8 protein-coding genes are annotated in these 13,121 nt (G+C 71.7%); 6 read left to right on the top strand and 2 right to left on the bottom strand.

Annotated elements, in window-relative coordinates; all coding sequences use genetic code 11:
* Window position 1: 1 nt before the first annotated feature.
* The 4 genes from QOM21_RS17660 (at window position 2) to QOM21_RS17645 (ending at window position 3,401) form a co-directional block, all read left to right on the top strand.
* Window positions 2-1,108 (top strand): acyl-CoA dehydrogenase family protein, encoded by a 1,107-nt coding sequence (locus QOM21_RS17660; RefSeq protein ID WP_407551234.1) that lies wholly within the window; start codon window positions 2-4, stop codon window positions 1,106-1,108.
* On the top strand, window positions 1,105-1,524 hold the full coding sequence (locus QOM21_RS17655; RefSeq protein ID WP_407551232.1) for a MaoC family dehydratase: 420 nt from the start codon (window positions 1,105-1,107) through the stop codon (window positions 1,522-1,524). The genes QOM21_RS17660 and QOM21_RS17655 overlap by 4 nt, the downstream gene beginning before the upstream one ends.
* Window positions 1,521-2,687, top strand: coding sequence for a lipid-transfer protein (locus QOM21_RS17650; RefSeq protein WP_407551230.1), 1,167 nt, complete (start codon window positions 1,521-1,523; stop codon window positions 2,685-2,687). Before QOM21_RS17655 ends, QOM21_RS17650 begins: the two co-directional genes overlap by 4 nt.
* A 180-nt stretch (window positions 2,688-2,867) precedes the next feature.
* Window positions 2,868-3,401 (top strand): SigE family RNA polymerase sigma factor, encoded by a 534-nt coding sequence (locus QOM21_RS17645; protein ID WP_407551229.1) that lies wholly within the window; start codon window positions 2,868-2,870, stop codon window positions 3,399-3,401.
* Window positions 3,402-3,449: 48 nt separating this feature from the next.
* Here QOM21_RS17645 and QOM21_RS17640 read toward each other — a convergent pair whose 3' ends face one another.
* Window positions 3,450-4,205, bottom strand: coding sequence for a two-component system response regulator (locus tag QOM21_RS17640; protein ID WP_407551227.1), 756 nt, complete (start codon window positions 4,203-4,205; stop codon window positions 3,450-3,452).
* Window positions 4,202-8,509, bottom strand: coding sequence for a HAMP domain-containing protein (locus tag QOM21_RS17635; protein WP_407551225.1), 4,308 nt, complete (start codon window positions 8,507-8,509; stop codon window positions 4,202-4,204). The genes QOM21_RS17640 and QOM21_RS17635 overlap by 4 nt, the downstream gene beginning before the upstream one ends.
* Before the next feature lie 93 nt (window positions 8,510-8,602).
* Between QOM21_RS17635 and QOM21_RS17630 the strand changes: the two genes are divergently transcribed.
* Complete coding sequence (locus QOM21_RS17630; RefSeq protein WP_407551223.1) at window positions 8,603-10,612, top strand: SpoIIE family protein phosphatase; 2,010 nt, start codon at window positions 8,603-8,605, stop codon at window positions 10,610-10,612.
* Between the two features lie 812 nt (window positions 10,613-11,424).
* Entirely contained in the window at window positions 11,425-13,074 is a 1,650-nt protein-coding gene (locus tag QOM21_RS17625; RefSeq protein ID WP_407551221.1) for a long-chain fatty acid--CoA ligase, read from the top strand.
* The last annotated feature ends 47 nt before the right edge of the window (window positions 13,075-13,121 follow it).

Raw genomic sequence — 13,121 nt, 5'->3', positions numbered from 1 at the left:
CGTGGAATTCACACCCACGGACGAGCAGCGGGCCGCGAGCGCTCTGGCCGCGGAGATCTTCACGGACCTGTCCACGCCCGAGCGGCTCGCGGCCCTGGGGACGACCGCCGACGGGCACCTGTGGAAAGCCCTGACCGCGGCCGGGCTGCCGGAGGCGGTCGAGGACATCGGGCTGCTCGGTCTGGTCCTGCTGCTTGAGGAGCAGGGGCGGACCACCGCGCAGGTGCCGCTCGCGGCGACCTGCGTCCACGGCCTGCTCGCCGTCGCCGCGCACGGCACCCCGGAGCAGCGTGAGCGGCTGCTGCCGCCGCTGCGCTCGGGGGCGGAGGTGGCGGCCGGCGCCTTCACCCACGGCGGGGCGGCGCCCCCGGTACGGGCGGCCCCCGCAGGGGCGGGGCAGGGGGCGGCCCGGTCCGCTCCCTCCCGCGCCCCGGCGCGGCTGACCGGCACGGTCCCCGTCGTGCCCTGGCTGTGCGAGGCCACGCTGCTCCTGGTTCCGGACGCGGACCGCCGGCTGTGGCTCGTACGGACCGCGGACGAGGGCGTGGGCGTCGTACCGGTGGCGACCACCGCACCCTGGTCGGCCGGGCGGCTGACCCTGGACGGCGCCCCGGCCGAGCCCCTGGGGGACGCCGAAGGGCCGGGCCCGTACGACGAGGTGCTCGCCACCGCGCGCACCGCCTTCGCCGGTCTCCAGGCCGGTGTGTGCGCCGGCGCCCTGGCGCGAGCGGTGGCCCACACCTCCACCCGCGAGCAGTTCGGCCGCCCGCTCTCCACGAACCAGGGTGTCCTGCTGAAGGCCGCCGACGCCCACATGGACACCGAGGCGATCCGGGTCACCGCCTACGAGGCGGCCTGGCGCCGTGACGAGGGTCTGGACGCGGCGGCGCACGCGATGACCGCCGCCTGGTGGGCGGCAGAGGCGGGCATCCGCGTGGTGCACGCCGGCCAGCATCTGCACGGCGGCATCGGCGCCGATGTCACCCACCCCGCCCACCGGCACTTCCTATGGGGCAGACAGCTCGGCGCCTGTCTTGGATCCGGAGCCCAACTGCTCGAAGAACTCGGTGAGTTGCTGACCGCGCACCGGACGGAGGAGCCCGTATGACGCCGCCCGCCGCCATCGGGGACGAACTGGCGCCCCTCACCCTTCCCCTCACCCGGACCCTGATCGTCGCCGGGGCCGTCGCCTCCCGTGACTACCAGGACGTGCACCACGACGCCGAGGCCGCCCGGGAGAAGGGCTCCCCGGACATCTTCATGAACATCCTGACCACCAACGGACTCGTCGGCCGCTACGTCACCGACGCCTTCGGCCCCCGGGCCGTCCTGCGCAAGGTCGCCATCCGCCTCGGCGCGCCCAACCACCCGGGGGACACCATGGTGTTGCGGGGCACGGTCACCGCCGTCGACGGTGACACCGCGCAGGTGCGGATCCTCGGGGCGAACGGGCTGGGCAACCACGTGACCGGCACCGTCACCGTCACCGTCCCCGCCACCGACGGCCCGGAGGCGGACCGGTGAGCGTGCGCCGCGCCGATGCGCTCGGCGGCCGGGCCGCCATCGCCGGGATCGGTGCCACCGAGTTCTCCAAGGACTCGGGCCGCAGCGAACTCACACTGGCCGCAGAGGCCGTGCGGGCCGCCCTCGACGACGCCGGCCTCACCCCCGCCGACGTCGACGGCATGGTCACCTTCACCATGGACACCAACCCGGAGATCACCGTCGCCCAGGCGGCCGGCATCGGCGAGCTGTCCTTCTTCTCGCGCGTCCACTACGGCGGCGGCGCGGCCTGCGCCACCGTCCAGCAGGCGGCCCTGGCGGTCGCGTCCGGCATCGCCGACGTCGTCGTCTGCTACCGCGCCTTCAACGAGCGCTCCGGCCGCCGCTTCGGCTCCGGGGTGCAGCAGCGCGAGCCGTCCGCGGAGGGCGCGGCGCTCGGCTGGAACCTTCCCTTCGGGCTGCTCACCCCCGCCTCCTGGGTGGCCATGGCCGCCCAGCGCTACCTCCACACCTACGGGTTGACCCCGGATGCCTTCGGCCACGTCGCCGTCACCGACCGCAGGCACGCCGCCCGCAACCCGGCCGCCCACTTCTACGGCAGGCCCATCACCCTCGCCGAGCACGCCGCCTCCCGGTGGATCGTGGAGCCGCTGCGGCTGCTCGACTGCTGCCAGGAGACCGACGGGGGGCAGGCGATCGTGGTGACCTCCACCGAGCGCGCCCGCGATCTGCGGCGCGCGCCCGCGGTGATCACGGCCGCGGCGCAGGGGGCCGGCCGCGCGCAGGAGCAGATGACCAGCTTCTACCGTGACGACCTGACCGGCCTGCCGGAGATGGGGGTGGTGGCCCGCCAGCTGTGGCGTACGGCGGCCCTGGGGCCGTCGGACATCGATGTGGCCATCCTCTACGACCACTTCACCCCGTTCGTGCTGATGCAGCTGGAGGAGTTCGGCTTCTGCGGCCCCGGCGAGGCGGCCGGCTTCGTCGCCGCGGACGCCCTGCCGCTGAACACCCACGGCGGGCAGCTCGGTGAGGCGTATCTGCACGGGATGAACGGCATCGCCGAGGCGGTGCGCCAGGTCCGCGGCACGTCCGTCAACCAGACTCCGGGCGCCGCCCGGGTCCTGGTCACCGCGGGTACCGGCGTGCCCACCTCGGGGATGGTCCTGGGTGCCGACGGCTGAGCGGGGGCACGGCGGGCCCGTCGCGGGCCCGGACGATCCCGAGGGCCACGCCCTAGGGGGGAGGAGCCGCCGGTCCGCCCTGAGGAGGTGCAGGCGGCGCCGCACGTACAACTTGAGAGGGACGGTGCTTCGGCACCTGGGGCCGATCCCCTGGGCCCCGCTCACTTCTAGCGTTGAGCCATGACCACGCCAGTGTGCACAAGCGCCTCGAACGCCACTGTGTTCCCGTCGTTCTCCTCCTACGTACGGGCCCGGCGGCCGGTGCTGCTGCGCGCTTCGCGCTCCCTCACCGCGAACCCCAACGACGCGGAGGACCTGCTGCAGACCGCGCTCACCAAGACCTTCGTGGCGTGGGAGCGCATCGAGGACCACCGCGCCCTCGACGGCTACGTCCGCCGCGCGCTGATCAACACGCGCACCTCCCAGTGGCGCAAGCGCAAGGTCGAGGAGTTCGTCTGCGACGAGCTTCCCGAGCCGGACCCGGCGCCCGCCCCCGACCCGGCGGAGCTGCAGGGCCTGCGGGACGCGATGTGGCGGGCGGTGATGCGGCTGCCTCCCCGCCAGCGGGCCATGGTCGTGCTCAGGTATTACGAGGACCTGAGCGAGGCGCAGACCGCGGAGGTCATGGAGGTCTCGGTGGGCACGGTCAAGAGCGCCGTCTCCCGCGCCCTGGCCAAGCTCCGCGAGGACCCGGAACTCGCCCTGTCGGCGTGAGAGCGCAGCGCATCGATACCCGGCACCTCTCTGCCCGGGTCCGGGTGCTCACCGGCCCCGGTCGGGCAGCAGCCGGCTGACGGCCTGCTCCAGGTCGGCGATGCGCTCGGCCAGCCCCTCGGGCTCCCTGCCCTTGTTGTCGCGCAACGTCAGTTCCAGCTGGGCGAGTTGACCGGCGATCTCGGCCAGCCGCGCCGAGTCGTCGGAGCCGTCGCCCGGGGCGGTGTCCTGCTGCGCCGCGTCGCCGGCCGGGCCTTCCGTCAGCACCGGGGTCCTGTCCGGCTCGGGCTGCGCGGGGTTCTCCGGAGACGAGGCGTCCTCCGAAGCCGCTGCCTCCGGGGCGCCTTCGGGTGGGTTGTCCGAGGTCAGAAGCCGCTTCAACTGGTCTGCCTGCGCCGCGAGTTGACGGTTCTTGCGATGCAGGTCGAGGAAGACGTTGACCTTGGTGCGCAGCAGCCACGGATCGAACGGCTTGATCAGGAAGTCGGCGGCGCCCACGGTGTAGCCGCGGTAGGCGTAGTTCGGATCGACCGACGCGCCGGTCAGCAGGATGATCGGCACGTCCTTGGTCTGGTCGAGGCCCTTGATGTTGGCGGCGGTCTCGAAGCCGTTCATGCCCGGCATCATCACGTCGATGAGGACGACGGAGAACTCCTCGCGCAGCATCGCCTTGAGTGCCTCCTCCCCCGAGCGGGCGCGGACCACCTTCTGCGTCAGGGAACTCAGCACGGCTTCGAGCGCGACGAGATTCTCCTCCATGTCGTCGACGATGAGGATGCTGGAGGTGTCCGGTGCGGTGGTCATGACTGCGGCTCCGCCTTTCCCTCGTCGTCCTCCCCGTCGGGGGCCGGGGAGGTCTCCTCCTGGGTGTCCTGGGCCTCGCCCTGTGGATCGAGGAGCCGGCAGATGACCGTCAGCAGGCCGTCCACATCGACCGGCTTGGGGATGTAGTCGTCGGCTCCGCCCTCGATGGCCTTCTCGCGGTCGCCAGGCATGGCCTTGGCGGTGAGCGCGATGACCGGCAGCTCGGCGAACCGCGGTGTGCGCCGCATCGCTTGGATCATCTCGTAGCCGTCCATCTCGGGCATCATGATGTCCATCAGCACCAGCGACACGTCGGGGGCGCGGTCGAGGACTTCGAGGCCCTCGCGCCCGTTCTCGGCGTACTTCACGCTGATCCCGACCCGGCCGAGCACATGCGTGAGCGCGAAGACGTTGCGGATGTCGTCATCGACGATCAGGACCAGCCGGTTGGCCAGTACCTCCCCGGCGCGCCCGCTGAGCCACTGCTTGAGCCGCGTCGTCTCCGGCCAGGTGACGTCACTGCCGTCGGCGACCTGCGCGGCGGCAGGGGCCGGAGCGGTCGGAGCGGCCGGAGCCGCCGGAGCGGGTGGCAGGGCGGCCGGCGGGGTCTCGGTGCGGGCCGTGATCCGCCCGCCCGGTACGGAGAGCACCGCCCCGGTCGGCGCGGAGCCGCGGGTGGACGACCGGATCGTGGTGGAGCCCGGCGCGGGGGAGGGCCCGGCGTAGCGCGCGGGCACATAGAGGGTGAAGGTGGAGCCGACCCCCGGTTCGCTCTCCGCGACGATCCGGCCGCCCAGCAGCGTGGCCATGTCCCTGCTGATGGACAGGCCGAGGCCGGTGCCGCCGTACTTGCGGTTGGTGGTGCCGTCGGACTGCTGGAATGCCTCGAAGATCGCGTCGAGCTTCTCCGCGGGGATGCCGATGCCGGTGTCCTTGATCGCGAAGGCGACCACCGCGTCCGCCTTGCGCAGCGGGTCCTCGTCGAAGTCCGCGCCCGACGCCCGTTCGACGCTCAGCTCGACGCCGCCGGACGAGGTGAACTTCACCGCGTTGGACAGCAGATTGCGCAGGATCTGCTGGAGTCGCTGCTCGTCCGAGAACAGCTCGTCCGGCACCCCCGCGCCGACCTGTACGTCGAACGAGAGGCCGCGGTCGACGCAGAGCGGCCGGAACGTCGCCCGGACGTACTCCAGCAGCTTGTCCAGCGGCAGTGCCTTGGGGTGCACGTCCATCCGCCCGGCCTCGATCTTCGACAGGTCCAGGATGTCGTTGATCAGCTGGAGCAGATCGGAGCCCGCCCGGTGGATGGTGACGGCGAATTCGACCTCCTGCGCGGAGAGCCGCCCGTCGGGGTTGTCGGCGAGGAGCCGGGAGAGCACCAGCAGGGAGTTGAGCGGGGTGCGCAGCTCGTGCGACATGTTGGCCAAGAACTCCGACTTGTACTGCGAGGACGTGGCCAGCAGCGCCGCCTTCTCCTCCAACTCGGCGTTGGTCAGCTGCAGTTCGTCGGAGCGCTGGCGCAGCTCGGCGGTCAGTCGCTGGGACTCCGAAAGCAGCGCCTCGGTACGGGAGTTGGCGAGGATGGTGTTGATGGAGACACCGATGGTGTTGACGAACTGGTCGATGAAGGCGAGGTGCACCTCGCTGAACCGGCTGAACGACGCCAGTTCGATGACGCCGAGCACCTGGTCCTCGAAGAGGATCGGCAGGATGACGACGGCGGCCGGGGCGGAGGCGCCCAGCCCGGAGCGGATGGTGATGTAGTCCGGCGGGACCGCCTCGACGATGATGCGCTTCTTCTCCGTCGCGGACTGGGTGATCAGTCCCCACCCGGGGGCGCCGGGCCGGGGGAGCGAGCTGCGGCCCTCGGCCTGCCCGGTGCCGTACCCGGCGATCAGCTCCAGCCCCTCGCCCGGCTCGGCACCGGCCGCCGCCAGGAAGAAGGCCCCGAACTGCGCGTTCACCAGCGGGGTCAGCTCGCGCAGGATCAGGTCGGCGACCTCGACCAGGTTGCGGTGGCCCTGCATGAGGCCCGCGATACGGGTGAGGTTCGACTCCAGCCAGTCCTTGGCGCGGGTGGTCTCGCGGAGGTTGGAGACCATGAGGTTGATGTTGTTCTTGAGGGCGGCGACCTCCCCCTGGGCCTCCACGGAGATGGAGCCGGACATGTCGCCCTGGGTGACGGCGCTGGCGACCTCGGCGATCGCACGCACCTGGGTGGTGAGGTTCAGTGCCAGTTCGTTGACGCTGGTGGTCAGCCGCTTCCACGTCCCGTAGACGCCCTCCACCCGGGCCTGGCCGCCCAACTGCCCTTCGCTGCCCACCTCGCGGGCCACTCGGGTCACCTCGGAGGAGAACGACGACAGGGTGTCGACCATCGTGTTGATGGTGGTCTTCAGCTCCAGGATCTCGCCGCGGGCGTCCACGTCGATCTTCTTCGACAGGTCGCCGCGGGCCACGGCGGTGGCCACCTGGGCGATGTTGCGGACCTGGGAGGTGAGGTTGTCGGCCATGAAGTTGACGTTGTCGGTGAGGTTCTTCCAGACCCCGGAGACACCGTGGACGGTGGCCCGGCCGCCGAGCCGTCCTTCGGTGCCGACCTCGCGGGCGACGCGGGTGACCTCGTCGGCGAACGCCCGCAGCTGCTGGACCATCGTGTTCACGGTGTCCTTCAGCTCCAGGATCTCGCCGCGGGCGTCCACGTCGATCTTCTTCGACAGGTCGCCGTTGGCGACGGCCGTGGTCACCTGGGCGATGTTGCGGACCTGGGAGGTGAGGTTGAGCGCCATGAAGTTGACGTTGTCCGTGAGGTCTTTCCAGACCCCGGACGCCCCTCTGACCTGCGCCTGACCGCCCAGGTTGCCTTCGGTGCCGACCTCGCGGGCGACGCGGGTGACCTCGTCGGCGAACGCGGAGAGCTGATCGACCATGGTGTTGATCGTCGACTTCAGCTCCAGGATCTCGCCCTTCGCCTCGACGGTGATCGTCTTGCCGAGGTCGCCCTCGGCGACGGCGGTGGCCACCTGGGCGATGTTGCGGACCTGGGAGGTGAGGTTGTCCGCCATGAAGTTGACGCTCTCGGTGAGGTCCTTCCAGACGCCGGAGACGCCGCGTACCTGGGCCCGGCCGCCGAGCTGTCCTTCGGTGCCGACCTCGCGGGCGACGCGGGTGACCTCGTCGGCGAACGCGGAGAGCTGGTCGACCATCGTGTTGATCGTCGACTTCAGCTGGAGGATCTCGCCCTGCGCATCCACCGTGATCTTCTGGCTCAGGTCCCCGTTGGCGACGGCCGTGGTCACCTGCGCGATGTTGCGGACCTGCCAGGTCAGGTTGGACGCCATGAAGTTGACGTTGTCGGTGAGGTCCTTCCAGACGCCGGAGACGCCGCGTACCTGGGCCCGGCCGCCGAGCTGTCCTTCGGTGCCGACCTCGCGGGCGACGCGGGTGACCTCGTCGGCGAACGCCCGCAGCTGGTCGACCATGGTGTTCACGGTCAGCTTCAGCTCCAGCAGCTCTCCGGTGGCCTCGACCGTGACCTGCTGCGTCAGGTCGCCGCGCGCCACCGCCGTGGTGACGACCGCGATGTCCCGCACCTGAGCCGTCAGTCGCGACGCCATGGTGTTGACCGCCTCGGTCACATGCAGCCAGTCGCCCGACAGGCCCTGCGCCTTGGCCCGGCCGCCGAGCCGGCCCTCGGTGCCGACCTCGCGGGCGACGCGGGTGACCTCGCCGGTGAAGAGCGAGAGCTGATCGACCATGCGGTTGACGCCGCTGCCGAGGCGGCGCAGATCGCCGCGCATCTGCCGTTTGCCGTCGTGCAGGTCGACATGCTGGGTCAGATCGCCGTCCGCCACCGCGTCCAGCACCCTGGTGGCCTTCGCCACCGGGACCACGAGCGCCTCCAGCACGGTGTTCGCCGCGTCGACGTTCGCCGCCCAGGTGCCCTGGCCGGGGCTCGCGGTGATCCGCTCGTCCAGGCGGCCCTGCCGGATGATCTCCCCGCGTACCCGCTCCATCTCCTGGGCCAGATGGGCGTTCCGCGCGACGATCCGGTTGAAGACGCCGGTCATGTCCGCCACCACGCCGTCGTCGGGGCTCGCCACCCGGGCCGAGAAGTCGCCGTCGCACAGGGCGTTCATCGCCGCGAGCAGCGGCCGCAGCGCGCTCGTGCGTACCCACTGCCCGTCGGGTGAGGTGACCGAATCCGCCGAAGCGGCCGGTGCCGAGGCGGCCGGCGGGTCGGGGGTATCAGGGGACTCCGCGGGCGGAGAGGCGGCATCAGGCCGGGCCGGGTCGAGTGCCATGTCGCACCATCCCCCCAATGATCCGTTTGGGCATGTATGTCATAGTATAAAGCGCCCGACACTCCTTCTTCCCCGGTGCACCCAGGGGGCGCAGTGGGACAGCTGTCCGCTCACGCGACGCAGTCGGTGTCCCGCAAGGGGCTGCCGGCCAACCCACTCGCGCCCTCCGCCGCCCGGAAGTTCGTCCGGGCGGTGCTGACCGGGCGCACGCGGACGGTGACCGAACCCGCCGACGCGCCCGCGGGCGCCGTCCCGGACGCGGTCGCCGACGACCTCGCGGACGATGTCTCCCTGCTGGTCAGCGAGCTGGTGACGAACGCCGTGATGTACGCGGGCACCGAAATCGACGTGCTCTGCCGAATGGAGCAGCGGCTGCCCTCCCCGCCCGATGCGACGGCCGGGAGCAGGCCCAGCGGCGTGGTCGTCGAGGTCACCGACCGCCACCCCTCCCGCATGGTGCGGGGCGGGGTGGACGCCCGCCACGACGAGCCCGGCTACGGCCTCCAGCTCGTCGGTGCCCTGGCGGAGGAGTGGGGGGTCACCTACCGCCACGCGGAGAAGACCGTGTGGTTCCGCCTGGCGATCGCCGACCCTGTGTACGTGACGGCGCCGCCGCTCCCCTCCCGCGAGGAGGTGCCCGACGCCGAGACCTATCCGGCCGAGCCGCCTCCCGAGTCCCCGGCTCCCACGGATCCCCCTCCCGTAGCGGCGCCGCCCCTCGCGGAGCCACCGCCCGCAGCGGCGCCCCCTGCCGAGCCGCCTCCCGAGGCGGCGTCCCCCACCGAACCGCCCGTCGAGCCGCCGACGGGCCTCGCCCCATCCCGGCCCCATGTGCGCAACGCCGCCGAGTGGGCCGACCGCGGCGGCCCTTCGTTCCTCGCCGAGACCAGCGAACTCCTCGCTGGACAGCTCGACCAGGACATGGTCACCGCGCTCGCCGCGCAGCTGCTCGTCCCCCGCCTCGCCGACTGGTGCGGCATCTGGCTGACCGGCGAAGGGCCGGACATGCAGCTGTCCCGCGTCTGGCACGTCGACGAGCAGCGCATCAACCCGCTGCGCGCCGAGCTGGAGCGGGACTCACCGGCGGTCGGGGCCCGGATGGCCGGGACGCCGTGGCCCTGGCCGGAAAGCGCGGGCGGGGACCCCGGCGGCGGATCCGCACTTGCCTTCCCGCTGGTCGCCCGCGACACCGACCAGGGCGTTCTGCTGCTCGGCCGGGCAGGGCAGCTGATGATGACGGACGCGGTGGCGCGGATGGTGGAGGACGTGGCGCGCAGGGTGGCGCAGGCCGTCTTCACCGCCCGCCAGTACACCCGCCAGACCACCATCAGCCGGGCCCTCCAGCGCAGGCAGCTGCCCGCGTCGCTGGCGACGATCTCCGGTGTCGACACCGCGATCGTCTACGAGCCGCACGGCGAGGGCCAGACCGTCGGCGGCGACTTCTACGACGTTTTCTCGATGGGCGACTGCCGCTGGTGCTTCCTCCTGGGAGACGTCCAGGGCAAGGACCCGGAGGCGATGTCGGTCACCGGGCTGGCCCGCCACCTGGTGCGCCTGCTGGCCCGCGAGGGCCACGGCGTCGAGTCGGTGCTCGGCCGGTTGAACGTCGCCATGGCCGAGGAGAGCGCGGAGGCCGTGGCGATCGGCGGCGAACTCGCCAGTTCCCGCTTCCTGAGCCTGCTCTTCGGGGAGCTGGAGGTCGATCCGGGCGGGGCCGGCGCGCGCGGCATGGTCGCCAGCGCCGGCCACCCGCTGCCACTGCACCTCTCCGCGGAGGGCTCCGTGACGACGACCGGCGACCCCCAGATGCTGCTCGGCATCGACGAGGGCGCCGAATTCCGGGCCAGCCCCTTCACCCTGGCCCCCGGCGAGACCCTGGTGTGCGTCACCGACGGTGTCACCGAACGCCGCTGCGGCAACTGGCAGCTGGACGACAACGACGGGCTTGCCGAGGTGTTGCGCGAGGGCACCGGGATGGGCGCCAAGGCGCTGGCGGAGCACGTACGGCGGGCGGCGCACGATTTCGGTGTGGGACCGGTCGAGGACGACCTCTCGGTGCTGGTCCTGCAGGCCGCGCCGAAGGGGCAGCCCGCCCCGGAATAGGACGGCTCCTTTTCCCGCGGGGAATTATCAGATATCCGCCAACGGGTTCGTGGTCACCCTTTCGGGGAATTGTTGCGGCTCGCCCCTGCCGCTAGTTTTGGCAATGGCGAAAAGGTAGTGCCAGCGCAAGCGGAGGAAGTAGTGGCTCCGGTGAATTCCGCATTCAAAGGCACGAGTCCGTACAGCAATTTCGTTGACGATCTCACAGGCGCGCGGCGGGTCGCCGAGGCTCCGAGGGTCTTCCCCGGCCGGTCGGCGAGGAGCGGCATGAAGTGCACGTCATGGCCGGGTTCGCAGAGGGCGCGAAGCCCTACGCCACCACCTGGGGCCACCACCTCGCCCCCGGCGCGGGCTCCTTCTCGTCCGGTGCGGCCGAGGTGTGGCACGGCTTCGCTGCGCCGTCCGGAAGAGTTTTACGACGAGGCCGGCAGCGCATTTATCCCGAGGGTTTATCGGCGCCCCTGGGATTCGACTCTTCTGCGCGAGGCAATGGCCTCCTGAGGGCGCTTTTCCGGACCATTTCCTCCGTGGTCCGGCCGGCCCTTCGGGATTTCCGGCTCCCGTCGCAGAAGAGGACGACGCCCCGGCGGGAGTTGCCCTCGCCGGGGCGTTTGCTGCCCGGGCCGCAGGCTTCGACTCTCCGTCTGCGGCTACGGGCGCCGGACCGGGTCGGGTGGGCAGTCCCGCGGACCCGCTCCGGCCCGGTCCCGGCGGCGGAGGATAAAGAACACATCTCAAGGGCGTGACATACCGCCCGGTACGCGTCGAGAATCACAGCACCACTACCCGCCCGTAACAAGCGGAGGCACCCGGTGCTCAGCACGATGCAGGACGTACCGCTCACGGTCTCGCGAATCCTGGCCCACGGGTCGACCGTCCACGGCGAGTCCCAGGTCCTGACCTGGACCGGCGCAGAACCGCAGCGGCGCTCGTTCGCCGAGGTCGGCAGCCGTGCCGGGCAGCTCGCCCACGCCCTGCGCGACGAACTCGGGGTCGCCGCCGAGGACCGCGTGGGCACCCTCATGTGGAACAACGCCGAACACCTGGAGGTGTATCTCGCGATTCCCTCCATGGGGGCGGTGCTGCACACCCTCAACCTCCGGCTGCCCGCCGAGCAGTTGATCTGGATCGTCAACCACGCCGCGGACCGGGTCGTGATCGTCAACGGCACCCTGATCCCGCTCCTCGCCCCGCTGCTGCCGCAGCTGCCCACGCTGGAGCACATCGTCGTCGCAGGTCCCGGCGACCGCGCTCCCCTCGCGGGCGCGCAGGCCCGGGTGCACGACTACGAGGAGCTGATCGCCGGGCGGGACGAGAGCTACCCCTGGCCCGAGATCGACGAGAGGCAGGCGGCGGCCCTCTGCTACACCTCGGGGACGACCGGCGACCCCAAGGGCGTGCTCTACAGCCACCGCTCCCTGTACCTGCACTCGCTGCAGGTCAACAACGCCGAGGCGTTCGCCCTGAGTTCCCGCGACACCGCCCTGCCGGTCGTGCCGATGTTCCACGTCAACGCCTGGGGCCTGCCGCACGCCGCGTTCATGGCCGGCGCGTCCCTGCTGATGCCCGACCGGTTCCTGCAGCCCACCCCGCTCGCCGAGATGATCGAGGCGGTGCGCCCCACCATCGGCGCCGCCGTGCCCACCATCTGGCAGGGCCTGCTCGCCGAACTGGACGCCAAGCAGCGCGATGTCTCCTGCCTGCGTACCGTCATCATCGGCGGCTCCGCCTGCCCGCCCGTGCTGATGCGCGGCTTCGAGGAGCGGCACGGCATCCGCGTCGTGCACGCGTGGGGCATGACCGAGACGTCCCCGCTGGGCTGCGTCTCCCACCCGCCGGCCGGGGTGAGCGGCGAGGAGGAGTGGACCTACCGCGCCACCCAGGGCCGCTTCCCCGCCTCCGTCGAGGCGCGGCTGATCGGCCCGGGCGGCGAGGAACTGCCCTGGGACGGCGAGTCCGCGGGCGAACTGGAGGTCCGCGGGCCGTGGATCGCGGGCTCCTACTACGGCGGCGCCCAGGGCGAACCGCTGCGCCCCGAGGACAAGTTCAGCCCGGACGGCTGGCTGCGCACCGGTGACGTCGGCACCATCACCGCGAACGGCTATCTGACGCTGACCGACCGCGCCAAGGACGTCATCAAGTCCGGCGGCGAGTGGATCTCCTCGGTGGAGCTGGAGAACCATCTGATGGCCCACCCGGACGTCGCCGAGGCCGCGGTGGTCGCCGTACCGGACGACAAGTGGGGCGAGCGCCCGCTGGCGACGGTGGTGCTGGTGGAGGGCGCCGCCACGGGCTACGAGGAGCTGAAGGCGTTCCTCGGCGAGCGCATCGCGCGCTGGCAGCTGCCGGAGCGGTGGGCGGTGATCCCCGCGGTGCCGAAGACGAGCGTCGGCAAGTTCGACAAGAAGGTGCTGCGCCGGCAGTACGCGGACGGCGATCTGGACGTGACGACCCTCGGCTGAGCCGACGGGCGAGGGGGCCCGGACGGGCCCCCTCCGGGACGGCCGTA

The sequence above is a fragment of the Streptomyces sp. Pv4-95 genome (assembly GCF_045782725.1).
Classification (GTDB): Bacteria; Actinomycetota; Actinomycetes; order Streptomycetales; family Streptomycetaceae; genus Streptomyces.
The sequence above is the reverse complement of the archived record's forward strand: the minus strand, read 5'-3'. Positions and strand labels throughout refer to the sequence as shown.

Bases quoted from the DNA above. Each gene is read 5' to 3' on its own strand.
- QOM21_RS17655 (WP_407551232.1), top strand. From the start codon at position 1,105: ATGACGCCGCCCGCCGCCATCGGGGACGAACTGGCGCCCCTCACCCTT.
- QOM21_RS17645 (WP_407551229.1), top strand. From the start codon at position 2,868: ATGACCACGCCAGTGTGCACAAGCGCCTCGAACGCCACTGTGTTCCCG.
- QOM21_RS17640 (WP_407551227.1), bottom strand. From the start codon at position 4,205: ATGACCACCGCACCGGACACCTCCAGCATCCTCATCGTCGACGACATG.
- QOM21_RS17635 (WP_407551225.1), bottom strand. From the start codon at position 8,509: ATGGCACTCGACCCGGCCCGGCCTGATGCCGCCTCTCCGCCCGCGGAG.